The organism is Acidimicrobiales bacterium (assembly GCA_040219515.1).
In the GTDB taxonomy this organism is placed as follows: Bacteria; Actinomycetota; Acidimicrobiia; order Acidimicrobiales; family Aldehydirespiratoraceae; genus JAJRXC01.
The window spans coordinates 157,374-180,769 of record JAVJSI010000016.1 but is presented as its reverse complement, the minus strand read 5'-3'; the positions used below and the strand labels follow the sequence as shown (position 1 = coordinate 180,769).

Sequence of the window (23,396 nt, the reverse complement as noted above, 5' to 3'; positions counted from 1 at the left end):
GTCTCCCCCACCACCCAACCCCGAACTTGATGGAGTTGACCACCGCACAGGTGGTCAACTCGCCTCAGTTTCGGGGGGTTTTGGGGTGGGGCAGGGTCGTGATCCAGGACCAGACGAACGAGATCTGGGGTTCGAGCTCCTCGAGGGTGCCCGAGTTGTCGATCACGCGATCGGCGACCGCCCTCCGGGCCGCCCGGGTCGCCTGATTCTTGATCCGGGCCTCGGCGTCCTTCTTCGAGAACCCGCGGAACTTCACGAGGCGCTGCACGGCCAGCGCAGGGTCGATGTCGACCACGATGATGCCGGCGAGGTTCGCGTACTGATCAGCGATGGACTGCCCGTCGGCGCGCACGAGCAGCGGAATGTCGAGCAGCACGACGGCATCGGTGCCCTCGACCTCCTCGCGTCGGCGCACCATCTCCGTGCCCACCGCCGGGTGCACGATCGCGTTCAGGGCCTTCAGCTCGGCCTCGTCGCTGAACGCGATCCTTGCCACCGCGGCGCGATCGAGCGAACCGTCCTCGGCGACGATCTTCTCCCCCCAGCGCTCGACCATCGCCTCGAACACGGGCTCGCCCGGTTCCTGGAGCTCGCGCACGATGCGGTCGGCGTCGATCAGCACCGCCCCTCGGGCCACCAACCCGTCGGCCACGGTCGACTTGCCGCTGCCGATCCCCCCTGTCAGTCCGATCTCGATCACGGGCCGGACGGTAGCCCGCGACCGGTCGAGGAAAGAACCCCAGAACGCAGAAAGCAGGACCACCCGTGAGCAGCCCTGCTTTCCTCACGTCACAGGGCACCCCGCCTCGTGAACGTGCGTCGACGGGAAGATCAACCGTCGAACGTCCCTCCGCCCGCGATCACCACGCGGTCCGCGGACTCGTCGACACGGTCGCCCTCACCGTCACCAGCGGCCGAGACACCGGCCAGGGCGACGAGGAGGACGAGCGAAGCAACGAGGATGTACTCGACGAGCGTTGCACCCCGGTCACCGGTGCCGGTCCGTTGAGTTTCGTCAGAATGCCGACGGTTCATGGGTGGACTCCGGTCGAAGTGTCACTCGTCATATGCGTTTTCGTCAGGCCGAGTCGGACCCTGCATAGACCATTCGGCCCAATTCTCGAGTCAGGTTCGTGCATCGGACCGGCGGGACTACTCGAGCGAGACGATCCCCATACGGACCGCCTGGAGCACGGCTTGCGTGCGATCCCGGGCGTCGAGCTTCTGGTAGATCGAGGCCAGGTGGTTCTTCACCGTCTTCTGGCTGATGTACATCTGTTCGGCGACCTCGGAGGTCGAGCAGCCGTCGGCGATGAGCTGCAGCACTTCCTCTTCGCGCTTCGTGACGATGCGGTCCTCACGAGACGGCGCCATGTCGAGCTTGCGGACTTCGTCGAGCATCGAGGCGGCGAGCTGCGGAGAGAGCGCAGTGTCACCGTTGGAGGCCATGCGCACGGCATCGGCGATCTCCTCGGTCGAGCAGTCCTTGACGAGGTAGCCGCAGGCGCCGGCCCGGATGGCGTTGGCGAGCACGTCCTGATCGGCGTGCATCGTCAACATGACGACCTTGGTGCCGGGCACCGAGGCCCGCACCTGCCGACATGCTTCGACACCGTCCATCTCGGGCATCGACACGTCCATGAGGACCACGTCGGGGGTGAGGGCGTACGCCATGTTCACCGCCTCGAGACCGTCGCGGGCTTCGCCCACGACGTCGAATCCGTGCTCCGACATGGAGCGGCTGAGTCCCTCCCGGAGCATCCGGTGGTCATCGGCGAGCATCAATCGAATGGTCATCGTGCCTGATTTCCTCGATATCGCGACGACCGGAATGATCGTCGTGTGTCCAAGGGCCCTCTCCGGCCCGACTTTCCATCGGTCGAATGACCCGGTTCATTAGGTATCCCGGCCCGACGCGCCCACGCAGCGTGACGAGCGGCGGTCGATTCGGCGCCGGTCATGGTCGACGACCGGCGTTGCGATCGGCGGGCAGGAAGCAGCGCACGACCGTTCCGCGGCCCTCTTCGGAGTGCACTTCGAGCGTGGCGCCGATTGATGACGCCCGCTCGCGCATGCCCATGATCCCGTAGGAGTCGAGGCGCCCGGCCTTGCCGGCCGGGAAGCCCTTGCCGTCGTCGGCGATCTCGAGCGCGCCGGCTTCGCCGTCGCAGCGCCACCGCACGGCCACGCCCCGGGCCTCGGCGTGGCGCTCGACATTGACGAGTGCCTCCTGCGCGATGCGCCACATCTCTCGTTCCTGGAGCAGCGGCAGGCGGTTGCCGCTGCGGTCGGCGTAGACACGGATGTCGAGGTCGGTGCGCTCCATCAGTCGGGCACTGAACTGTTCGAGGACCTCGCCGATCTCGAGCTGATCCGACACATCGGTACGTAGGTCGTAGAGCGTGTCGCGCACCTCGCCGATGACGCCACGAAGATCGCCCCGCAGCTGTTCGAGCGACGCGCCGAGTTCCTCGCCCTTGTTCTCCTTGCTCACCAAACGGTCGAGTTCGAAGGCGAGGTACGCGAGGGACTGGCCGATGTTGTCGTGGAGGTCGCGGGCGATGCGGGTGCGTTCCTCGTCGGCGCCGACCGTGCGAAGCCGGCTGAACCAGCGCGCATTGTCGATGGCGAGGGCGACGGGTTCGACGAATCCGTTCAGCAGTTCGACGTCGCGACGGCCGAAGGCATTGGGCTGACGTGACTCCACCGCAAGAAGGCCGATGATCGAACCGCGTGCCGGCAGGACCGTGTAGATGCCCGACGACGAGGTCGGCGAGATGCCGGGCCCACGCGGCTGCGACAGGTCGGGCTCCTCGATCATGCGATTGCTCGACATCGCGTCCATCAGCGGCCGCGGCAGTTCGGTCGGCCCGAGTCGTGACGGCAACACTGCGCCCTCACGGCGGATCACCTGCCAACTGGCGTCGGTGTCGTCGAACACCAGGATGGCGACGGCGTCGAAGTCGACGAGTCCCCGGAGGCGGGCGACGGTGGTGTCGAGCACATCGGCGAGGTCGAGCGACGCCGGCAGTGTCTGCGCCACCCGGTGCAGGGAGAACAGCAGTGCGTTGGCGTCCGACAGCCGATCCAGTCGGTCGAGCGCGAGCGAGTGTTGGTGGTCGGCCTCACCGCTGATGCGGCGGGCGTAGCCGGCGACCACACCGACGAGGAGCAGCACCGCCGACCACTGCAGGGTGATGCGGAGATCCTGGAGTTCGTACCCGGGCTGCGCGGCGTCGCCCAAGCTGATCGCGAGCGCTGCGCCGATGGCGATGCGCAGACCGAAGCCGAAGCCGCGGGCGAAGCCGGCGACGATGATCGCCGTCATCAGCGAGAAGACGAAGGGCGATTCCCAGTAGTCGGTGGCGGCGACCGCGCCGACGTGGAGCCCGATCTCGAGAATGACCTGGGCGAGCGAGCGGAGGTCGCCGGTGTAGCGAAGGGGGCTGATGGTGCGGATGACCGTGTAGCTGACCAGGGTCGTGCACCAGAGCACGATCTCCCAGTCGGAGTTCACGAACGCCGAAGCCGAGAGCGCCAGCGACACGGCGGTCATGCCCCACCGGATGGCCAGGATGGCGGGCGCGAACGCGGCGACGCGGTCGACGCGGTCGGGGATCGTCGGCCCCGGGGTCGAGGTCTCGTAGCCATCGCTGGCCCGACCGATGCGGGCCAGCGGGCGCAACCAGGAGGACGCCCGATGACTCGACGGCCGGCGCAGACGTGCTGCGTCGGCCGATGACGCCTTCGACGGCGTCGTGAGGTCACTCATGAGATCCACGGGTCACCCATCGGCAGTTGTCGAGAGTTGGCAAGGCATTCGGCCGGCCATCGCCGGTCAGCAGGCCGCATGGTCCGGGGCGCAGAGCACGATCCAATCATCGTCACTCCACACCTCCTTCCAGTCGGCGACCTCGGTCGCGAGCTCGACGAGCACACCGTCGCGGGGCCAGACGATGGCCTCCGCGTCGTAGCGATCGAGTACCTCCTGCCACCGCGGGGCGCCGTCGAGCAGATCGAGGTAGTCCTCGACCAGCGAGGCGTCGTGGAGCTCGAACCGATCGTCGATCCAGGTGGCGCCGGCGTCGCCGTAGCGCAGATCGAGATAGTTGCCCACGAAGTCCTGGTGGATGATCCGGGTCTCCCCCGGCACGAGACCGAGGTCGTCCTCCATGGCAGTGAACGCATCCTCCGGGTAGCGATCGACATCGACCTGCGAGCGCCCGAGGGCCAGGGCCGGGAGCACGATCAGCATGACGGCGGCGGCGACGCACCCGAGGCGGATCGCGTCGCTGGTGCGGTCGGCCCTGAGCGGGCCGAGCGCGGGCAACCCGCGCGCCGCGACGGGCAGCATCACCAGGCTCGCCAACGCGATGTTGCGCTGGCCGGCGAGCGCAGCGGCCAGGAAGATCATCGTCGGGAACGCGTCGCGCCACCGACCACTGCGCACCAGCGCCGCGATCGCAGCGAGACTCAGCAACAGGAACGCCCGGGTCCACAGTGAGTCGAACGACGGTGATTGCCACTCGACGATGTTCGAGAGCACCTCTTGGCGGCCCAACAGGTCGAGCGGGAAGAGCAGCATCGCCGGACCGTAGGGATTGACCACACCACCGACCAGCATTCCGAGGCCCATGGTGACGAAGATCCGAAGTTCGGCCCGCACGTCGTCTCGATCGATCGCCCCGCCGGCCGCTCGCGCGGCCAGATAGACGAGCGCCAACGGCCAACTGCCGTGAACGTTGATCCACAGGGCCCCGATCACGAACATCCACCGGGCCCGGGCGTCGCCCTCGACGGCCAGCATCATCGCCGCGAAGAACACGAACGCGAACAGGAGCGGACGCTCGGTCCAGCTCACATGACCGATCGCGAGGAAGGGCAACATGATCGCGACGCGGGTGAGCAGCGACGACGACGAGCGGGTGAGGTGCCACGCCAGCGCGGCGAGCACTGCACCGAGGAGCGCAGTGAGCAGGCGGAGGCCATGGAAGCCGGCGACCTCGTCGACGAGTCCGTAGACGAGCGATGCCAGCCACGACTGGACCACGACCGACTCGCCGGCCGACGTCCATGTGAAGACGTCCTGACGGACGATGCCGGTGTCGAGCATCTCCCGGCCGGTCGCGAGATGCGTGAGGAAGCTGTTGTCCGAGATCCGGCTCGCGCCGAACCCGAGGCCGATCAGCGCCGAGGCGAGGCCGACGAAGACACCCAGATCGAGACGGGCGCGGGAAGCGCGTCGCGACGTCGACGGGTCATCGTCGACCACTCCGGTGGGCGGCGTGTCGGTCGACTCGGTGATGGTCATGCTCGCCCTCGAGATGTGGGAGCCGACCGGCTCAGAAGTTGTTCATGATCCGGATGGCGGCCGGACCGAGCACCACGGTGAACAGGGCCGGAAAGATGCAGAACACCATCGGGATGAGCATCTTCACCGGGGCCTTGCCGGCCTTCTCCTGCGCGATCTGGCGGCGCTTGATGCGCATCTCCTCGGCCTGCGAGCGGAGCACGCGACCGATGGAGACACCGAACGTGTCGGCCTGGAGGATGGCGAGTACGAAGCTGCGGATCTCGGGCACCTCGATACGGGCGTCCATGGCTCGCATCGACTCCGACCGGGTCGAACCGGCCCGAACCTCGCCGAGCATCCGGTTGAACTCCTCGCTGAGGGCACCCGGCACCGCAGCGATCGTTCGCTGGAGCGCCTGCTCGAAGCCGAGGCCGGCCTCCACCGAGATCACAAGCAGGTCGATGACGTCGGGCAGCCCCTTGAGCACACTCTTCTGACGGTCCTCGACCGCCCGGTTCAGCTTGGCGTCGGGCCCCAGCAGAAGCGCCAGGACGAACAGTCCGCAGCCGCCGAGCTGGGTGATGCCGGACCGGCCGAGCGGGTTCCAGATGTACCAGAACCAGAACGCGGCTGGCACGAGGACCACGGTGACGACGCGGATCGCGAGGAAGCGGTCGATCTGTTGAGCCGAGGGGCGTCCCGACAGCACGAACTTGTGGCGCACGCCGTCGACGTAGCCGACCGGCGTCAACCGCCGACCGACATTTGTGAGCGCTCCGAGAATCGGGAGGAACGCGCGCTGAGCCAGCGGATTCAGGAGTTCCTGGTCGCGGACCGACTCGACCTCGTAGTCGTCGAGGGCCCGCAGGGAGTCGCGCACCACTGACTTCTCGTGGGCTTGCGATGCGACCGCCCAGATGGCGAGCGCGACACCGCCGCCGAGAAGGGCAGATGCAACAAGGGGAGAAAGCTCGATCACGATGTCCTCAGATCTCGATGGCGATGATCTTCTTCATCCATGCGAACCCGACGAGTGCCGCGATGATGGAACCACCCAGCAGCACCTTTCCGAGTCCGTCGGTGAAGAGCGTTTCGATGTATTCGGGGTTGATGGCCCACATGGCGGCGCCGAGGCCCATCGGGAGGAGTCCGAGCACGATGGCGCTCATCTTTCCTTCGGCAGTCAGCGTGGCGACGTCACGGCGGAGGCGCTCACGTTCGGTCATGGTGTCGGCGACCGTCAGCAGGAGCTCGGACAGGTTGCCGCCGACCTCGCGCTGGATCTTCACGGCCATGACGGCCCAGGCGAAGTCCGGCGAGTCCATGCGTTCGGCCGAGGCATCCATGGCGTCCTCGAGAGGCCGACCGAGCTGGGCTTCGGTGACGATGCGCCGGAGCTCGCTGCCCATGGGATCCTCGATCTCCTTCGAGACCGCCTCGACACCCTGGAGGAACGAGTAGCCGGCCTTCAGGGTCGACGACAGGAGATTCAACGTGTCGGGCAGCTGCGACATGAACGCCTTCTGCCGGCGCGACGCCTTGAAGCGCACGAAGAAGCCCGGGAAGAGTCCGCCCATGACGGCGAAGACGAGCATGCCGGGCAGCGAGCCGGTGAAGAAGAAGCCGAAGACGATGAAGGCCGCGAAGATTCCGGCGGCGGCGGTGAGCGCCTCGCCGCCGCGCAGCGGCAGGTCCGCGCGCTCGAGCGTCGACTCGAGCCGGGTCAGGAAACCCTGGCGTTCGGCCAGGCCCTCGGTGAGCTCGTACGCCCGCTTGAGAAGCGTGTTCCCCGACGCGGCCTCGTCCGCTTCCGCGGCCGCCGCGTTGCTGTGGGGATCGTTGTAGGCCTGCAGCACGCTGGTCAGCGTGGACTCGTCCTTCTGCACCAGCTGGACCACTGCGAAGGCGCCGAGGCCGGCGGCGAGCGCCCCGAACAACAAGCCGACCAGTCGTCCGGCATCGCCGTCGAAGAAGCCGAAGCCCGGCACGCCCGTGGCGCCGAGTTCGACGAAAGGCGCCAGCGCCGTGCCGGCACTCGTCGAGCCCGGGGCGTAGGTGGCCCGGATCGTCGTGTCGTCGAGTGTCAACGCGATCTGGTTGTTCTCCGCCAGCGTTTCGGACGTGAAGGGGATCATCCACGTGCTGTTGACGACCTGCGAGACAGAGGCGCCGTAGCCGGCGATCTCCTCCGGCACGTCGGTGGCCGCGAACGCCCCGCCGTAGGTGGACTGGACCAGCGCCTGCATGGCTCCGACCACGGTCTCGGTCGACGCCACGGCGAAGGCGGATGCATCGGCCGCCTGGACGGCACCGCGGGCACCGCTCGCCGTTGCGACCGAACCGCCGTCGATGGCACCGGCGAAGACGATGACGTTGGTCGTGCCGGGTCCGGTGCCCTCGAGCTCGAGCGCAGCCCCACGAATGGAGTCGTAGAGCAGGCTGCCGCCCGCCGCGGTCACGATCGAATCGACGATTCCGCCGGTGCGTTCGTGGTCGTTGTTCAGACCGACACGGAGGCGCGGGGCGCCACCGCTGGTCCAGACCTGGATCTCCTCGTTTTCGCCGGCGTTGGCGATGTAGGCCGAGGCCGCCTCGAGGAAGGACGGCAGGTACTCGTCGCTGGCGCCGCTGTTGTCGATCACGATGGCGGTCTGGATGGGCAGCGTCGTCTGGGCGATCGCCCGGGGCGCGCTCGTTTCGGCATCCTGGCCGCCGATCTTCACGCCGACCTCGGTCGGCGCCTCGCCGGAGCGCACGAGCACGTACGACCCGTCGAGGTCGACGGTGTCGACGAGCAACAGCTCCGGCGGCGTGACCGGTGCGGCTTCGGTGTCGTCCTGGGCGGCGGCGATCGAGACCTGGAGCAAGCCCGCGAGGAGCAGCACCACGGTCAGCAGCGCCGCCACACCGCGGGACCGCTTCCGGCCCGGTGAGGGGTGGAGGAAGTTGCTCACTGTGCGACCATGCCCCCGCCGTTGGGCTGGAAGGTCTCCGGGCCGAGGCGGATGCCTTCGGCGGTGAGCTTCTCAGCGAACTTCGGACGGATCCCGGTGGGCTTGAGAATCCCCCGATAGCGGCCGTTGTCGTCGACACCGGCGCTGAAGTCGAACAGGAAGATGTCCTGAAGGGTGATCACGTCGCCTTCCATGCCCTGTACCTCGGTGATGTGGGTGATGCGACGGGAACCGTCACGCAGCCGAGCGATCTGGACGATCACGTCGATGGCCGACGCCATCTGCTCACGGATGGCTCGCACCGGGAGGTCGAAGCCGGCCATGAGGGTCAGCGTCTCGAGACGGCTGAGCGTGTCTCGCGGCGTGTTGGCGTGGACCGTGGTGAGCGAGCCGTCGTGGCCCGTGTTCATCGCCTGGAGCATGTCGAGCGCCTCGCCGGCACGACACTCACCGACGACGATGCGGTCGGGGCGCATACGCAGCGAGTTCTTGACGAGGTCACGGATGGTGACCGCTCCGCGACCCTCGATGTTCGGCGGACGGGTCTCCATGCAGAGGACGTGGTCCTGGTGGAGCTGGAGTTCCTTCGCATCCTCGACCGTGACGATGCGCTCGGTCTCGGGGATGAAGGACGACATGACGTTGAGCGTCGTGGTCTTACCGGTACCGGTACCACCGGAGACGATGATGTTGAGACGACCGACCACGCAGGCCTGCAGGAAGCGGGCGGCGTTGGCGTCCATCGTGCCGAACCGGATGAGGTCGTCGACCTGCAGCGGATCGGCCTTGAACTTACGAATGGTGAGGAACGGTCCACCGATGGTGAGGGGGTGGATGATGGCGTTCACACGGGAGCCGTCGGGAAGACGGGCGTCGCACATCGGCGTCGACTCGTCGATGCGACGACCGACCTGGCCGACGATCTTGTCGATGATGCGGCGCAGGTGCGCCTCGTCGACGAAGGTCACCGGGTCCTTGGTCAGCTTGCCGTTGCGTTCGACGTAGACCGAGTCGGGACCGTTGACCATGATTTCCGAGACATCGTCGTCTCGCAGCAGTGGGTCGATGGGTCCGTAGCCGAGGATGTCATCGGAGACGTCCTGGATCAGCTGGGCCTTGTCCGACGCCGACAGCGGTGCCCGCTCGAGGGCGAGGGCCTGGTGCAGCTGCTCGTGGACCTTCTTGCGGAGGTCCTCTTCGGAGAGCCGGCTGTCGTAGAGGATCGGACCGAGTTCCTCGATCAGGCTGTGGTGGATCCGCTGCCGGAGCTCGTCGAGCACCGGGTCACGGCGCGCCGCCGCACCGCCGGCCTTCGCTGCGGTCGCAGCGGCCAGACCGCCGGGGGGTCCACCGGCCGAGCCGCCGGCGGCAGGCGCGGCGCCACCGCCGTCGTCGGAACCCTGCTGGACCTCGTGGAGACGCTTGTAGAGACTCATGATTGCTGCATTCCTCCCGAGCAGTGCCGGATGTGGGGTTCGGATTCAGTGCGGTATCAGGTGGCCGGCGCATGACGCCGGGCCGGGTAGTGCGATTTCGTGGGGGCTACTTCTTGCGGCCCTTGCCGCCAGCGACGGGTAGGAACATCGAGGCGAGATCCTCGAGCGACTTGGCGACGCCCGAGCGCGGTGCGCTCTGGACCACCGGCACCCCCCGGTTGACCGATTGGGGTACGACGATGTCGCTCGGGATCAGGATGTCGGCGCTCACCTGGAGCGTGCGCTCGACCTCGGTGACATCGAGCTTCACCTTCGAGTTGGCCCGGTTCAGCACGAGATGGAGCTTCTCCATCGGCGTGTTCAGCAGGCGCAGGGTCTGCAGGCCGATCTTCACGTTCTTGATGTTCGGGATGTCCATACCGGCGACGAGGAGGACCTCGTCACTGATCTCGATCATTCCGAGCACCACGTCGTTGAAGTAGGCGGGGGTGTCGACGATGACGTGCGAGCAGAAGCGACGGAGCACTTCCACGATCTGCATCATTTCCGTGGCACCGATCTGGTCGGCGAATGCCGGCTCGAGCGGTGCGGGAAGGATCAGCAGGCCCGAGGACTCGTGCGTCACCAGGAGGTTCTGCAGGAGGCTCGCGTCGAGGCGGTCGAGTGAGCTGACCGCGTCGACGATGGTGTGCTGCGGCGAGAGCTTGAGCATCACCGCGATGTCGCCGAACTGCAGATCGGCGTCGACCAGGCAGACCGGCTTGTCCGATCGCTGGGCCAGCGTGACCCCGAGGTTCGTGGCGATCATGGACTTGCCGGCGCCACCCTTGGTCGAGAAGACCGTGATGACCTGGCCGAGCTCGCCGTCGTCCTCGAAGAGCTCGTCGCCCGCCACCGGTGCCGAGGGCACCGATGCCAGGTTGGACGTGACTCGGCCGATGGCCTCGGTGAGCTGCTGGCCGTCGGCGGGCGACGCGAGGACGTCCTTGACGCCGGATCGCAGCGCCTGCTGGAGGAGATTGGTCGTGAGTTCCTCGGCGACCAGGATCGCCCCGATCTCACGATGAGCCTGGATGACGCGTTCGACCGTGTTGAGCGTGCCGTCGACGGCACAGCTCGGGCCGAGGACCATCACGATCGGCTCGCCGTTGAGGTAGGGGATCAGATCCTCGACCAGCGGGAAGTGGCTGACATCGCTGCCCAACGCAGCAACGATGCGGTTTCGGGCAACATCATCCGGTTCGATGACCACGAGGTTGACCGAGGGAGTGGCGGTCGAGCCCCGGAAGCCGTCCGCCGAGGCGGCCGTTTCCGGGACCAACGATTCGCCCTCAGCTCCGAGCGCGGGGGCCGCGTCGGCGCTGGTGTCGTCGGTGAAGAAGCTCGACATCGGGGTCACTCTCCGCTTTCGGCCCAGATCAGGGCGCAATGGCCATTGATGAAGTCGGTGAAGGCATCGGCGCTCTCGGACTCGTCGGCGACGGTGTCGCTGTCGCCTTCGATGAAGCCGTCCGGGCCGTAGGGGGTGCCACATCCGGCGATCTCAGCCGGTGTGCGGTTGCCGATCAGCTCGGCGGTCAGTGCGGGCAGCGGCTCGAGTTCGTAGTCGTCGGGCAGCAACGTCAGGTAGACGTCGGACGGTTCGACCGAAGCGAGGAGCTGAGCGGCCTCGTTGGGCACCATGAAGGTGATGGTGCCGCCCTGCGGCGTCAGCGCCGTCTGGGTACCGTCGGCCCCGGTCTGCAACTGCTGACGGGCGCCGATGGCCAGGATCTCGATCCGCTGGTAGACGTAGCGAGCCGGCTGGGAGAACGTGCAGTACTCCTCGTCGCTGACCGTGGCCCCGAACGAGTTGTTGTCCGGGTCGGTGGCGCCGTCTTCGATCGGCGCCTCGCCCTCGGCGGGTGTCGGCGCAGCGTCCTCGGTGGTGCAGCTGCCGTCGTGGTTCACCATCAGGTTCACCTCGTCGCCGGGCTGGAGGTAGCCGCCGACCGCTCGGATCGTGTCGACCTCCATCGAGAAGGCGACGTTGCCCGAGGGGATCTGGTCACGCAGCGACTGCGTCAGGACCGTCGGGTCGATGAAGAGTCCGGCGACGATGATCTGGTTGCGAGGGATGTCGCCGCCGGCAACGAGCCCGGTGATGGGATCGGTGTTGTCCGGCGAGATGAACGTCGACGGGCGGATCTTCAGCGGGACCTCGCTGCGCTCCACCGATTCGAGGGCCTGCGCAACGGGGGTTCCCTTGGGGATGTCCGCCGTTGCGATCAGCACTTCGACCGGCTGAGCGTCGTCGTAGACATCGCGTTCGATGCCTCGTACGTAGTTGAGCAACGCGATGCCGGCAAAGATGCCGACGCCGATCGCAGCGATAAGGATGAGTGTCTTCCGGGAACTCACGGGAACCTCGTTGGTGAGAGAGTGACCTTCTGCGGTCCCCCTGTCGGATGCGCCGTCTCGTAGTTGAGGCGTTTGGCCCGGTACTTCGGTCCCGGTGCGCGACCGACGTCAGGGGCCTCCCTCTCAACGGCGTTCCGCTGTGGGTTCTTGATGAGAACGCGAAACGGGCGCCCCGTTGGGGCGCCCGTTCGGTGGAGTGTGTCGGCCCGGAGGCCGAGTGCTCAGGTTTCCTCGGTCGATTCCTCGGCCTCGGTGCCCTCGGCAGCCGCCTCGGCCACCGGGACTTCCTCGACCACTTCGACCTCTTCTTCGACGTACTCGTACTCGATCTCGTTGCCGTGCTCGTCGGTTCCGGTCTCGGTCGTACCGGGCACCGGCGCATCTTCGCCGGCCTCCGCGTAGTACTCCTCCCAGGCCTGCTGGCCCTCGGAGCTGGTGTCGTCGCCCATGTAGTTGCCCTCGGCGTCGTACGCATGATCACCGAAGTGCTCCTGGTACTCGGCGGCAACCTGGCCACCCTCGGCGGCCTGCTTGATCGACAGGCTGATGCGACGGCGCTGGAGGTCGAGATCGATGATTTTGACCCACAGCTCCTCGCCCGGGGTGACGACCTGCTCAGGGAGGTCGACGTGGTGTGCCGACATCTCGGAGATGTGCACGAGGCCCTCGATGCCGTCGCCCACCTGGACGAACGAACCGAACGGCACGAGCTTGGTGACCCGGCCGTAGACGAGTTCGCCCACGCGGTGCGATCCGGCGAACTCCTGCCACGGATCCTGCTGCGTCGCCTTCAGCGAGAGGCTGATGCGCTCACGGTCGAGATCGACCTCGAGCACCTCGACCTCGATCTCGTCACCGACGGTGACGACCGAGCTCGGGTGGTCGACGTGCTTCCACGACAGCTCGGAGACGTGGACGAGACCGTCCATGCCGCCCAGGTCGACGAAGGCGCCGAAGTTGACGACCGACGAGACGACACCGGTGCGCTTCTCGCCCGGCTTGAGATCGTCGAGGAACGCTTCGCGCTGTTCCTTCTGGGTCTCCTCGAGCCACGCACGACGCGAGAGCACGACATTGTTGCGGTTCTTGTCGAGCTCGATGATCTTGGCCTCGAGCTCCTTGCCGACGTAGGGCTGGAGGTCGCGGACACGACGGAGCTCCACGAGCGACGCCGGGAGGAAGCCGCGGAGACCGATGTCGATGATGAGGCCGCCCTTGACGACTTCGATCACCGGGCCCTTGACCATGCCCTCGGCTTCCTTGATCTCTTCGATCTTGCCCCACGCGCGCTCGTACTGCGCACGCTTCTTGGAGAGGACGAGACGCCCTTCCTTGTCTTCCTTGGTGATGACGAGCGCTTCGATCGACTCGCCCATCGACACGACCTCGTTGGGGTCGACGTCGTTGCGAATCGAGAGTTCACGGCTCGGGATCACGCCTTCGGACTTGTAGCCGATGTCGAGCAGGACCTCGTCCTGGTCGACCCTGACGACGGTGCCCGTGACGAGCTGCCCGTCTTCCACCAGCACCATGGTGCTGGTGTAGGCCTCTTCGATGTCGACGCCACCGAGGTCGGTGTCGATGATCTGGCGAGGGGTGTAGTTGCCTTCGGCATCGAAGGTCCCGAATTGGGTCTCTTCGAGGGAGGTGTCAGTCATGTACTTTTTCTCGGGAATCGGGTTGACGCGGCGGTATCGGACCACAGTGCCCTGTCAGGAAGACAGCCTTCAAAGGCTAGCCGTGGCGATCACGAGAAACTCCGGCGACTCGACATCGGGAGGACGTGCCGTCCACTTCCCCGGTTCGACCGCGTCGAGCGAACGCACCTCGAGCCCGACGGCGGCGCACATCAGGCGCAGTTCCCGAGGCGTGAAGCAGGTGGTCCACAGGTCGGTCCCGGCGACGTTGCCCTCGGCGTCGCGGATCTCCGTGGATTCGCGATGCACGCCGCGGAGAGCGTCGAAGTCGTTGCCCTCGACGAGGTTTGCCACCTGGAGATAGGCACTGAACGCCGTGAAGACGAGCGTGCCGCCGGGCTTCAGGGCGCGGGCCATGCCGGCGAGGATCTCCAGGTCCGGGTCGAGCCGCTCCCCCGCCGCCGGGCCGCCGGCAAGGCCGAAGGCCCCCTGGCAGATCGAGATGACCAGGTCGAATTCCACGCGAAAGGGCAGGTCGCGGGCATCCTCTCGCGAGTACGTGACGCCGGCGGGGGCCTCGTTGCGGGCGACCTCGAGAAACGTCTCACTGATGTCCACGCCGTGCACGTCGTAGCCACGCCGTCCGAGCTCGTTGGCATGGCGACCGGGCCCGCACCCCACGTCGAGCACCCGAATGCCGGGCGCCAGGCCGAGCCGTTCGACCAGCGCGTCGATCTCCCGTCGGGTTCCCTTCGTGAACGAGTAGCGCAGGTACGCGGGACCCATGTGGTCGGCCAACTCCTCGAACCAGTGCCCCCTGTCGCTCACTCCCCGATTCTCCCGTTCACCCCCGTCGTTCTGGTGGACCATTCGTGCGCCTGACGCGCAATTGGTCCACCAGAACGGCGGGTTTCAGGCGGCGCGGGACTGCCGGTAGGCGGCGGCGAGGAGCTGACGCAGCTCGGCGGGAGCGTGGAACAGCTCTCGTTCCGTGACCGAGATGACCTGCAGCCCCGCTGCTCGCAGCCGTTCGCGTCGTGCGGTGTCGTGGGCGACGTCGAGCAGTGAGGAGTGGAACGGTGCCGGGTCGATCTCGACGACGATGCCGGCCTCCATGTCGACGAAATCGACGCGGCCGATCCACCGGTTCTCATCTCCCAGGTCACGCTGCTGCTCGAACGATCGATGGCCCCACGACACTGCCAACTCGCGGAAACGCCCCTCGGCGCCCGACTCCGGCGGGCGATAGTCCTCCCCTCTGGCGTTGATGTGTTCGCGCATGAGGGTGATTCCCGGTCGTCCCCGCTTCGCCAGGCAGTCGAGCATCCGCCGCAGGGACCGATGGTCGACTCTGCCCTGCGCCCACAGGCGGTCGAGCGCCCGTCCCACCCGCTTGGGATGGACCCACCGGAGGCCGGCCAGATCGAAGAGCGTTCGCGTCGGCGTGGTGACCCGGAGTCCGTCGACGTCGACCCAGTGCCAGTCGAGCAGGCAGCGCGGCTGATGCACCGTCGCGAGTCTCGGACGCCCTCCCTTGCCGGGTCGGCCGGGAGCGGTCACCCCCGCGGGCAGTGCGGTGAAGCCCGGCACGCCCCAGAGGGCAGCGGCCGAAGGGTGGGAGACCACTGCGGTGGGACCCGCCTCCAACATGGCGGCACTGAGCGCAGCCCGTTCGGTCTCGGGCGCGCCCGCCACACGGAACACCCCGTCGCCCACCTCGAGCAGCTGACCGTCCCGTCTCCGCCTGCCGATCGCTCCCGCATCGAACCCGATCTCGCGCAGCTGCCTTCGCGCGACCGTTCCGTGCTGTCGTCCAGCCAGCTCCCACACCATCTCGTCACGTTCCGTCGCCATGGCGACCGGGCTACCAACCCGGTGTGACAGCGCTCGTGTGACCCCGTGGTTCTGGTGGACTATTTGTGCGGATTTCGCACGAATAGTCCACCAGAACGACGCGGTTTCCCAGAGCGACGAGGTATGGGGTCAACCCTTGGCGTCGGCCCAGGTGTCGGCGACCTGGAGGTCGATCTCGAGGGGGACGCGGAGGTCGAACGCGTCCCGCATGACCTCACGGGTGAGCACCGAGGCCCGCTCGACTTCGGCGTCGGGGGTCTCGAGGATGATCTCGTCGTGGACCTGGAGGACGATGCGGCTGTCGAGGCCCTCGTCGTCGATGGCCTGGTCGAGCCGCACGAGGGCGACCTTGAAGATGTCGGCGGCGAGCCCCTGGATCCCGGCGTTCATGGCCTGACGCTCGCCGGCCTGGCGGATCTGCCGGTTGCCCGACGACAGCTCGGGGATCTGCCGGCGTCGACCGAACAACGTCTCGGTATAGCCCCGTTCCCGGGCCTGTTCGACGGTGTCGTCCATGTACTGCTTCACCGACGGGAACGCCTCGAAGTACGACTCGAGGATCTCCGACGCCTCCGATACTGCGATGTTGAGCCGCTGGGCGAGCCCGTAGGCCTCCATGCCGTAGGCGAGTCCGTAGGACACCATCTTCGCCTTCGACCGTTCCTCGACGTGGACATCGGCGGGGTCGATGCCGAAGATCTTCGCCGCCGTCGCCGTGTGGATGTCGTCGCCGGCGTCGAACGCCTCGATCAGGCCGGGGTCCTCGGCCAGGTGGGCGATGCACCGTAGCTCGATCTGGTCGTAGTCGGCGATCAACAACTTGTGGCCGGGCGGGGCCACGAAGGCCGTGCGGAACACCCGACCCCGCTCGGAGCGCACCGGGATGTTGTGGAGGTTGGGCTGATCCGAGCTCAGGCGACCGGTGCGCGCCACGGTCTGGTTGAACGTGGCCCGAATGCGGTCGCCCTCCCCCACCTCGGCCACCAGACCCTGCCCGTAGGTCGAACGCAGCTTCTCTATTTCGCGATAGGCGAGCAGGTGGTCGACGATCGGGTGCTCGCCGCGCATCTTCTCCAGCGACTGGGCATCGGTGCTGAAGCCGGTCTTGGTCTTCTTTCCCGGCGTGAGCCCCAGCTCGTCGAAGAGCACCTCTCGGAGCTGCTTGGTGGAGTTCACGTTGAAGTCGTGGCCGGCCTCGGCGATCACCGCGGCCCGGAGACCCTCGGTCTCGGCGGTGAGTTCGTCGCGAATCTTGATCAGGACTGCCGGATCGACGCCGATGCCGCGCTGTTCCATCCGCGCCAGCACGCGCACGAGGGGGATCTCGAGGTCGTCGTGCAGCGCCACCGACCCCTGGGCCGTCATCGCCTCGACGATCGGGCCGACGAGCCGGTCGACCGCCAGCGCGGCACGGCACGGTCCGGCCGCGGGGTCCTCCTGACCGCCGTCGAGGTCGAGCTGGCCGTCGGGCGGTCCCGACTGCGGCAGCTCCAGACCGGCGTACTGATAGAGGAGTTCGCCCAGGTCGTAGCGATTGTCGGCCGGATTCAGCAGGTACGCGGCCAGCTGTGTGTCGACGCGCAGGTCGCGCATGTCGACGCCGAGGTCGAGCAGCCGACGGGCCGTGGCCTTGGCGCCGTGCATCGCCACCGGGCGACCGTCGGGGCCGAGCATTTCGCGTAACGCAGCGAGCACGGCCTCATCGGTGATGACGCCCGGTGGCACGAACCCGACCTCGGCGGCCTCGCCATCGATCACGAAGGCGAGACCGTCGTCGATACCGGTCTCGGGAACGGCCAGCGCAAGGACGCTGGATCCCTTGGCCGTCTGGCGCATGGCCGCGATCGCGTCGTCGGCGGTGGCGAAGGTCGTGATCTCGGCTTCGAGCACCTCGGCCGCAGGCCCGGCCTCGGCCCCGAGCGCTTCGGCGAGTCGGTCGTGAAGGGTGCGGAATTCGAGGAAGTCGAAGAGCTTGCGCACCTCGTCGGAGTCGTGGTCGCCCTTGTTCAGGTCGTCGATCGTCACGTCGAGTTCGACGTCGCGGACCAGCACCATCATCTCGACGTTGTTGCGCACGTTGGCCTCGTTGGCGGCCAGGTTCTCGCGCAGCTTCGGCGTCAGCTCGTCGAGCGCGGCGTAGATGCCGTCGATCCCGCCCCGTTCGTTGATCAGCTTGGCCGCGGTCTTCTCACCCACCCCGGGCACGCCGGGCAGATTGTCGGAGTTGTCACCGCGCATCGCGGCGTATTCGACATAGTTCGACGGCGTGACCCCGGTGCGTTCGAGAATGCCGGCCTCGTCGTAGAACGCGTAGTCGGAGACGCCCCGCTTGTTGTAGAGCACCTTCACGTGGGGGTCCTCCACCAGTTGGTAGCTGTCGCGGTCGCCGGTGACGACGATGACGTCGTCACCCCGGTCGCGGCCCTGGGTGGCGAGCGTGGCGATGATGTCGTCGGCCTCGAAACCCACGACTTCGACCGAGGGGATCTTCAGCGCCTCGAGCACTTCCCGCACGAGCCCCATCTGTTGGCGGAGGATGTCGGGCGCCGACTCGCGCTGGGCCTTGTAGGTCGGCGTCATCTCGTGGCGAAACGTCGGCTCCGGCCGGTCGAATGCCACACCGATGTGATCGGGGTGATGGTCCTTGATCAGGTTGATCAGCATCGACGTGAAGCCGAAGACCGCATTCGTGACCTGCCCCGAAGCGGTGGCCATGTCGGTCGGGAGGGCGAAGAACGCGCGATAGGTGAGCGAGTTCCCGTCGATGAGCATCACTTTTGCCATTGCCGGCGACCCTAGCGCTGGATCTCAGGGCGTGAGCGTGCCGGCGAGCACCTCTTCGGCGACGTCGGCCATGGTCCGTCGACCCGACATCGCCTGCTGCTGCAGAAAGCGGAATGCGTCCCCCTCGGAGAGGCCGTGGGAGTCGATCAGCCGCCCCTTGGCCCGGTCGATCAGCTTGCGAACCTCGAGCTGGCCGGTGAGATCCCCGACCTTCGCCTCGAGGGCTCGGCGCTCCCGGAATCGGGCCAGGGCCGTCTCGATCGCCGGCACGAGCTCCGCCCGCTGGTAGGGCTTGACGAGATACGCCATCGCCCCGGCATCGGCCGCCTGCTCGACGAGCTCGCGATCGCTGAAGGCAGTGAGCAACACCACCGCCGTTCGATTGCCGTCGCTGATGGCCCGGGTCGCCTCGATGCCGTCGATGCCGGGCATCTTCACGTCGAATAGGGCAACGTCGGGCGCGAAGGTGGCAACCAGCTCCACTGCGTCGTCGCCGCGGCCGGTGTCGGCCACCACGTCGTATCCCTCGGCCGTCAGGGTCTCGACCAGGTCGAGACGGATGATCGCCTCGTCCTCGGCGACGACCACCCGGATCGGTGGCGTCACGTGTTGGCGGTGAGCCGGTCGAGCAGGTCGTCCTGTAGCTGCTCGAGCTCGGCGATCTTCGCAACGGCCTTGTCGCGAGAGACGCGCAATCGGTCGGCATGGCGGCTCGCCTTGCGGTGTTCCTTCTCGGCCACCGGCGTTTCCGACACGAGAGCCCGGATCCGGGCGTCGTCCTCCTCGCCCGCGAGCTGCTGCAGGTGCTCCTCGGTGACCCGGAGGTCGTCACGCAACGAACGGAGCTGGTCGCCGACCTTGCGGAGCTTGCGCTCGACCTGGGCATTCGCGCCGGAACTGGACATGCAGCCACCTTAGGCTGTGCCGATGCGTTTGTTGGCCGCTTTGCTCCTCTCGACGGTGGTGATGACCGCCTGCGGCCGGGGCAGCGACGGCTCGGGTTGCGTCGAGGTGCGCGAGCCGCTCGATCCGCTGAGCATCCAGCACGTCCTGGACGCCGAGGCAGCCGTGTTCCTCACCGACCCACCCACGTCGGGGCCGCACCTGTCAGGGCCGTCGGTGTCGGGTGAGTTCGCGGCACCCGTCACCCCTGCGGCGCAGGTCCGAGTGCTCGAGGCCGGCGGTGTCGTCGTGCAGTACACCGATGGCGTCGACGTCGACCCGTTGCGCGCCATCGTCGACCAGACCGACCTCGCCGCCGTGTTGGCCCCGGCCGAGGCGCTGCCGGCGCCGGTCGTCGCCACGGCATGGACATGGAAGCTGACGTGCGATGGACCCGAGGTCGACCGCATCCTCGACTTCGCCGCGGCCCGGGTCAACGACGCGCCGGGCCTGGACTGACGGCGTTCAGCTCTCGACTTCGACGGCCAGCCGAGCCAGGGTGGCTTCCATCGCGGCCGGGTGCTTCTCGGGGTAACCCATGAGCTCGATCGCCTTCGGGATGACGGCGGTCGACCAATCGAAGGTCTGGGTGACCAGCGTCGCCTCGCCGACCGGCTCGAGCTCGAAACGCCACCGGTGCTTGCCCTTGTGGGCCCACGCGATCAGGCGGTCCTGCTCGAACTCCACGACCTTCGACCAGATCTTGTAGGGCACGCCCATCTTCATGTCCATGCGGAAGCGGTCGCCGAGTGCGAGCGGATCGGGCCCCTCCATCGCGCCTCGCACCGTGTCGGACCCGTCGATGCGGGTGTGTCCTGCCGGGCTCGAGAGGATCGCGAAGATCGCCTCGGGTGAGGCCTGGATGGTTCGGGAGCGGGAGACGGCGCGCGTGGACATCGGCGCAGCATCCCACGGCTGTCGGCAGATGCTTAACTCGCGCGATGATCGTTTCGCATCAGCACCGTCTGATCTTCGTGAAGACCTACAAGACGGCAGGCACCAGCATCGAGCTGTTCCTGGCTGGGCGAGTCGGCCCCGACGCCATCGTGACGCCCATCAATCCGCCGGTCGACGGGCACGAGGCGCGCAACTTCGAGTCCACACCCGGCAACGGGCCCGGCTTCCGCAATCATCTGCCCGCCAGCACGCTGCGCACCTCGCTGGGGGCCGACATCTGGCGGGAGTACACGTCGTTCTGCGTCGATCGCAACCCTTGGGACCAGGTCGTGTCGACTTACTTCATGCGGAAGAGTCGAAATGAACCGTCACTGCGGTGGGAGGAGTTCCTGGACCGTCGCGACTTCTACCGGAACCACTTGTCCTACACCGACCCCGATGATCGCCGACGGGTGCTCGTCGACCGCGTCGTCCGCTACGAGGACCTGCACAACGGTCTCGGCGAGGTGTTCGCCGCGGTCGGCATCTCCTTCGACGGCGATCTGGGCGCTCGGGCCAAGGGCGAGTACCGGACCGACCGGCGTCACTATCGCGACTTCTACACCGCCGAACAGGCCGGCATCGTCGCAGAGGAACTCTCCGCCGAGATCGCGTTGAACCACTACTCGTTCTGACCGCAGCGAGCCCGGCTCCACACGCCCGGTCAAACGGTGCCCGGGGCGGGACTTGAACCCGCACGCTCGTGAGAGCAACGGATTTTGAGTCCGTCGTGTCTGCCAATTCCACCACCCGGGCGGGGTGTCGTCCGCGCAGCGTAGCCTTGTCGACATGAGCCCCGGCACCCGTTCGCGAATCGTTCGACTGCTGATTCTCCTCGCGTTGTTCGGCGCGGTACGGGAAATCTCGATTCGTCGCCACGAGGCCGACCTCGACGACTGGCCGCGCCCGGGCGACCCCAGCCAGAACGGCGCGTGACCGAGGTCACGAGGCATTACCGGCGGGTAACGAAACCAACTGCGAACATGTGGGTCAGAATGCCGATGACCGCCGTTGGAAGCACCCCCTCATGATCGTCTTCACCTATCCGGGCCAGGGCTCCCAAGCACCGGGGATGGGTTCGGCGTGGGCCGACCATCCCTCGTGGGAGCTCGTCGAGGAGGCGTCCGACGCGGCCAACCGGGACGTCGCCGCGCTGCTCCTCGACACCGACGCCGACGAACTCACGATGACCCGCAATGCCCAGTTGGCCACGTTCGTCACCTCGATGGTGGTGCTCGATGCCGTCAGTCGCGTCGGTGGCGAGGCCGCGGCCCATGCCGGGCACAGCCTCGGGGAGTACTCCGCGCTGACCGCCGCCGGTGCGCTCGACTTCAGCGACGCCGTCCGACTCGTCAACGAGCGCGGCGACGCGATGCAGTCGGCCGCCGATGAGCAGCACGGCACCATGGCGGCGCTCCTGGCCCTCGACGACGACCAGGTCGACATCGCCTGCCAGCGCGCCGCGGGCGACGTCTGGATCGCCAACTACAACGCACCCGGTCAAGTCGTGATCGCCGGCGTGCCCGACGATCTCGATCGGGCGTGCGAGATCGCCAAGGAGCTCGGCGCGAAACGGGCCATGCGTCTGCCGGTGGGTGGCGCGTTCCACACCCCGCTCATGGCGCCGGCGCGCGATCGCCTCCGCAAGGCCATCGATCAGGTCGAGTTCCGCGCCCCCGAACAGCCCGTCTACGCCAACGTCGACGGCGCGGCCCATGCCGAGGCCGCCGACTGGCCCGATCTCCTCGGCGCCCAGCTCTGCTCGCCTGTGCGCTGGCGACAGACGTTGCGCAATCTCGAGGCCGACGGCTTCAACACCTATGTCGAACTCGGGCCCGGCACCGTGCTCACCGGTCTCGTCAAGCGCACCGTGAAGACCGGGCATCGCATCAACATCGCCACGCCGGCCGATCTCGACAGCACGCTCGAGAAGCTGGCCCGCCTGCCCCAGATCGAAGCGAAGGTTCTCGAGGGCGAGCACCTCTTCGCCACCGAGCGCCTCGTCGTCTCCCCCGCCACCGGCGTCTTCGCGCTGCGCACGGGTGTCGAGCCCGGGATGACGATCGACGTCGGCGACGTGATCGGCACGGTCGGCACCAACGACGTCGTCAGCTCGTTCGCCGGCGAGATCGTGGGAGTGCTCGCACTCGAAGGCGAACGGGTCGGATCTCGTCAGCCCATCGCCTGGCTGCGCACGCGCCAATGACCATCCGTGTCAACGGTATCGGGACTGCGCTGCCGGAGAAGATCGTCACCAACGACGACCTCTCGGCGACCATGGACACCTCCGACGCGTGGATCCGCGCCCGTGCGGGCATCGGTGCGCGCCATGTCGGCGGGGTGACGTCGGAGATGGCCATCGAGGCCGGCGCGAACGCCCTGAAGGCCGCCGATCTCCCGCCCGATGCCATCGATCTCCTCATCCTCTGCACCACCACCCCCGACCAGCGCTTCCCGGCCACCTCGGCCGTCGTGCAGTCCGGCCTCGGCCTCACCTGTGGCGCGTTCGACGTCAATGCCGTCTGCGCCGGGTTCACCTATGGCTACGTCAGCGCCTACGGCATGATGCAGGCGCCCAGCGGCCCCGACCGCGTGCTGCTCATCGGCAGCGACGCCATGTCCACCATCACGGACTGGACCGACCGGGGCACGGCGATCCTCTTCGGCGACGGCGCGGCCGCCGTCGTGATGGAGAAGCACGACCAGGGCGAGATGCTGGCCTTCGATCTCGGTGCCGACGGCAACCTCCAGTCCATCCTCTACTGCGACCACGACGGCTACATCCAGATGGAGGGCCGAGAGGTCTTCAAGAAGGCCGTGCGGGCCGTCGCCCAGTCGGTCGAGAACGTGCTGGCCAAGGCCGGCGTGTCGCCCGACGAGGTCGACGTCGTGCTCCCCCACCAGGCCAACATCCGCATCATCGAGGCCGTGTGTCAGCGCATCGGCATCCCGATGTCGAAGACCCACAACGTGCTCGAATCCACCGGCAACACGTCGGGCGCATCGATTCCGCTCGCCATGGCCAAGGCCCGCGACGACGGCGTACTCGAACCCGGCGCCATCGTGCTCATGTCGGGCTTCGGCGCCGGCATGGCCTGGGGCTCGATCGTGGTGCGGTGGTAGACGTGCCGGTCCGAAACGAACGCGAACGAGACTGACG

The 23,396-nt window shown here is 67.4% G+C and carries 22 protein-coding genes and 1 tRNA gene; 5 read left to right on the top strand and 18 right to left on the bottom strand.

Translation table 11 applies throughout. From position 1 onward, the window contains the following. Positions 1–64: 64 nt before the first annotated feature. From coaE to RIB98_16770, 16 genes are all read right to left on the bottom strand, one after another. Positions 65–700: a dephospho-CoA kinase gene (gene coaE / locus RIB98_16845; GenBank protein MEQ8842652.1), complete on the bottom strand. Its 636-nt coding sequence runs from the start codon at positions 698–700 to the stop codon at positions 65–67. Between the two features lie 131 nt (positions 701–831). Beyond that, positions 832–1,035 (bottom strand): hypothetical protein, encoded by a 204-nt coding sequence (locus tag RIB98_16840; GenBank protein ID MEQ8842651.1) that lies wholly within the window; start codon positions 1,033–1,035, stop codon positions 832–834. Between the two features lie 117 nt (positions 1,036–1,152). Then, positions 1,153–1,797, bottom strand: coding sequence for a response regulator transcription factor (locus RIB98_16835; protein MEQ8842650.1), 645 nt, complete (start codon positions 1,795–1,797; stop codon positions 1,153–1,155). 160 nt (positions 1,798–1,957) lie between these two features. After that, positions 1,958–3,772, bottom strand: a complete 1,815-nt coding sequence (locus RIB98_16830; GenBank protein MEQ8842649.1) for a GAF domain-containing sensor histidine kinase — start codon at positions 3,770–3,772, stop codon at positions 1,958–1,960. A 66-nt stretch (positions 3,773–3,838) separates the two neighbouring features. Next, entirely contained in the window at positions 3,839–5,311 is a 1,473-nt protein-coding gene (locus RIB98_16825) for a hypothetical protein (GenBank protein MEQ8842648.1), read from the bottom strand. Positions 5,312–5,342: 31 nt separating this feature from the next. Next, a complete protein-coding gene (locus RIB98_16820) occupies positions 5,343–6,272 on the bottom strand; it encodes a type II secretion system F family protein (protein MEQ8842647.1) in 930 nt (309 codons plus the stop codon). A 7-nt stretch (positions 6,273–6,279) separates the two neighbouring features. After that, positions 6,280–8,247, bottom strand: coding sequence for a type II secretion system F family protein (locus tag RIB98_16815; GenBank protein MEQ8842646.1), 1,968 nt, complete (start codon positions 8,245–8,247; stop codon positions 6,280–6,282). Continuing rightward, a complete protein-coding gene (locus tag RIB98_16810; GenBank protein ID MEQ8842645.1) occupies positions 8,244–9,683 on the bottom strand; it encodes a CpaF family protein in 1,440 nt (479 codons plus the stop codon). The genes RIB98_16815 and RIB98_16810 overlap by 4 nt, the downstream gene beginning before the upstream one ends. 106 nt (positions 9,684–9,789) lie before the next feature. Further along, positions 9,790–11,073: a P-loop NTPase gene (locus RIB98_16805; protein ID MEQ8842644.1), complete on the bottom strand. Its 1,284-nt coding sequence runs from the start codon at positions 11,071–11,073 to the stop codon at positions 9,790–9,792. A 5-nt stretch (positions 11,074–11,078) separates the two neighbouring features. After that, the gene (locus RIB98_16800) at positions 11,079–12,083 is read right to left on the bottom strand and encodes a hypothetical protein (protein ID MEQ8842643.1); all 1,005 of its coding nucleotides are present in this window, start codon (positions 12,081–12,083) and stop codon (positions 11,079–11,081) included. Between the two features lie 221 nt (positions 12,084–12,304). Next, positions 12,305–13,741 (bottom strand): 30S ribosomal protein S1, encoded by a 1,437-nt coding sequence (rpsA, locus tag RIB98_16795; protein MEQ8842642.1) that lies wholly within the window; start codon positions 13,739–13,741, stop codon positions 12,305–12,307. A 69-nt stretch (positions 13,742–13,810) separates the two neighbouring features. Next, positions 13,811–14,548: a methyltransferase domain-containing protein gene (locus tag RIB98_16790; GenBank protein ID MEQ8842641.1), complete on the bottom strand. Its 738-nt coding sequence runs from the start codon at positions 14,546–14,548 to the stop codon at positions 13,811–13,813. Positions 14,549–14,632: 84 nt separating this feature from the next. Next, positions 14,633–15,574, bottom strand: coding sequence for a hypothetical protein (locus RIB98_16785; GenBank protein MEQ8842640.1), 942 nt, complete (start codon positions 15,572–15,574; stop codon positions 14,633–14,635). A gap of 129 nt (positions 15,575–15,703) precedes the next feature. Then, positions 15,704–18,358 (bottom strand): DNA polymerase I, encoded by a 2,655-nt coding sequence (polA, locus tag RIB98_16780; protein ID MEQ8842639.1) that lies wholly within the window; start codon positions 18,356–18,358, stop codon positions 15,704–15,706. A gap of 24 nt (positions 18,359–18,382) precedes the next feature. Beyond that, positions 18,383–18,964: a response regulator gene (locus RIB98_16775; GenBank protein MEQ8842638.1), complete on the bottom strand. Its 582-nt coding sequence runs from the start codon at positions 18,962–18,964 to the stop codon at positions 18,383–18,385. Next, positions 18,961–19,263: a hypothetical protein gene (locus RIB98_16770; GenBank protein ID MEQ8842637.1), complete on the bottom strand. Its 303-nt coding sequence runs from the start codon at positions 19,261–19,263 to the stop codon at positions 18,961–18,963. The genes RIB98_16775 and RIB98_16770 overlap by 4 nt, the downstream gene beginning before the upstream one ends. Positions 19,264–19,285: 22 nt before the next feature. On the opposite strand from RIB98_16770, the gene RIB98_16765 reads away from it, so the two are divergent. Next, positions 19,286–19,759 (top strand): DUF3105 domain-containing protein, encoded by a 474-nt coding sequence (locus tag RIB98_16765; protein MEQ8842636.1) that lies wholly within the window; start codon positions 19,286–19,288, stop codon positions 19,757–19,759. A gap of 6 nt (positions 19,760–19,765) precedes the next feature. Here RIB98_16765 and RIB98_16760 read toward each other — a convergent pair whose 3' ends face one another. After that, on the bottom strand, positions 19,766–20,197 hold the full coding sequence (locus RIB98_16760) for an SRPBCC family protein (protein ID MEQ8842635.1): 432 nt from the start codon (positions 20,195–20,197) through the stop codon (positions 19,766–19,768). Between the two features lie 44 nt (positions 20,198–20,241). Here RIB98_16760 and RIB98_16755 point away from each other — a divergent pair, with 44 nt between their 5' ends. After that, positions 20,242–20,871 carry a hypothetical protein gene (locus RIB98_16755; protein ID MEQ8842634.1) on the top strand — a complete coding sequence of 210 codons (630 nt, stop codon included), beginning with the start codon at positions 20,242–20,244 and terminating at the stop codon, positions 20,869–20,871. A gap of 37 nt (positions 20,872–20,908) precedes the next feature. Here RIB98_16755 and RIB98_16750 read toward each other — a convergent pair. Beyond that, positions 20,909–20,992 (bottom strand) — tRNA-Leu (locus tag RIB98_16750). A 33-nt stretch (positions 20,993–21,025) separates the two neighbouring features. Here RIB98_16750 and RIB98_16745 point away from each other — a divergent pair. The 3 genes from RIB98_16745 (at position 21,026) to RIB98_16735 (ending at position 23,359) form a co-directional block, all read left to right on the top strand. Then, positions 21,026–21,172: a hypothetical protein gene (locus RIB98_16745; protein MEQ8842633.1), complete on the top strand. Its 147-nt coding sequence runs from the start codon at positions 21,026–21,028 to the stop codon at positions 21,170–21,172. A gap of 91 nt (positions 21,173–21,263) precedes the next feature. Next, positions 21,264–22,442 carry an ACP S-malonyltransferase gene (gene fabD / locus RIB98_16740; GenBank protein MEQ8842632.1) on the top strand — a complete coding sequence of 393 codons (1,179 nt, stop codon included), beginning with the start codon at positions 21,264–21,266 and terminating at the stop codon, positions 22,440–22,442. After that, on the top strand, positions 22,439–23,359 hold the full coding sequence (locus RIB98_16735; protein ID MEQ8842631.1) for a beta-ketoacyl-ACP synthase III: 921 nt from the start codon (positions 22,439–22,441) through the stop codon (positions 23,357–23,359). The genes fabD and RIB98_16735 overlap by 4 nt, the downstream gene beginning before the upstream one ends. Positions 23,360–23,396: the final 37 nt, after the last annotated feature.

Excerpts from the sequence above, each read along its gene's own strand:
- RIB98_16840 (MEQ8842651.1), bottom strand. The coding sequence starts at position 1,035 with ATGAACCGTCGGCATTCTGACGAAACTCAACGGACCGGCACCGGTGAC.
- RIB98_16835 (MEQ8842650.1), bottom strand. The coding sequence starts at position 1,797 with ATGACCATTCGATTGATGCTCGCCGATGACCACCGGATGCTCCGGGAG.
- RIB98_16830 (MEQ8842649.1), bottom strand. The coding sequence starts at position 3,772 with ATGAGTGACCTCACGACGCCGTCGAAGGCGTCATCGGCCGACGCAGCA.
- RIB98_16825 (MEQ8842648.1), bottom strand. The coding sequence starts at position 5,311 with ATGACCATCACCGAGTCGACCGACACGCCGCCCACCGGAGTGGTCGAC.
- RIB98_16810 (MEQ8842645.1), bottom strand. The coding sequence starts at position 9,683 with ATGAGTCTCTACAAGCGTCTCCACGAGGTCCAGCAGGGTTCCGACGAC.
- RIB98_16805 (MEQ8842644.1), bottom strand. The coding sequence starts at position 11,073 with ATGTCGAGCTTCTTCACCGACGACACCAGCGCCGACGCGGCCCCCGCG.
- rpsA (MEQ8842642.1), bottom strand. The coding sequence starts at position 13,741 with ATGACTGACACCTCCCTCGAAGAGACCCAATTCGGGACCTTCGATGCC.
- RIB98_16785 (MEQ8842640.1), bottom strand. The coding sequence starts at position 15,574 with ATGGCGACGGAACGTGACGAGATGGTGTGGGAGCTGGCTGGACGACAG.
- polA (MEQ8842639.1), bottom strand. The coding sequence starts at position 18,358 with ATGGCAAAAGTGATGCTCATCGACGGGAACTCGCTCACCTATCGCGCG.
- RIB98_16770 (MEQ8842637.1), bottom strand. The coding sequence starts at position 19,263 with ATGTCCAGTTCCGGCGCGAATGCCCAGGTCGAGCGCAAGCTCCGCAAG.
- RIB98_16765 (MEQ8842636.1), top strand. The coding sequence starts at position 19,286 with ATGCGTTTGTTGGCCGCTTTGCTCCTCTCGACGGTGGTGATGACCGCC.
- RIB98_16760 (MEQ8842635.1), bottom strand. The coding sequence starts at position 20,197 with ATGTCCACGCGCGCCGTCTCCCGCTCCCGAACCATCCAGGCCTCACCC.
- RIB98_16755 (MEQ8842634.1), top strand. The coding sequence starts at position 20,242 with ATGATCGTTTCGCATCAGCACCGTCTGATCTTCGTGAAGACCTACAAG.
- RIB98_16745 (MEQ8842633.1), top strand. The coding sequence starts at position 21,026 with ATGAGCCCCGGCACCCGTTCGCGAATCGTTCGACTGCTGATTCTCCTC.
- fabD (MEQ8842632.1), top strand. The coding sequence starts at position 21,264 with ATGATCGTCTTCACCTATCCGGGCCAGGGCTCCCAAGCACCGGGGATG.
- RIB98_16735 (MEQ8842631.1), top strand. The coding sequence starts at position 22,439 with ATGACCATCCGTGTCAACGGTATCGGGACTGCGCTGCCGGAGAAGATC.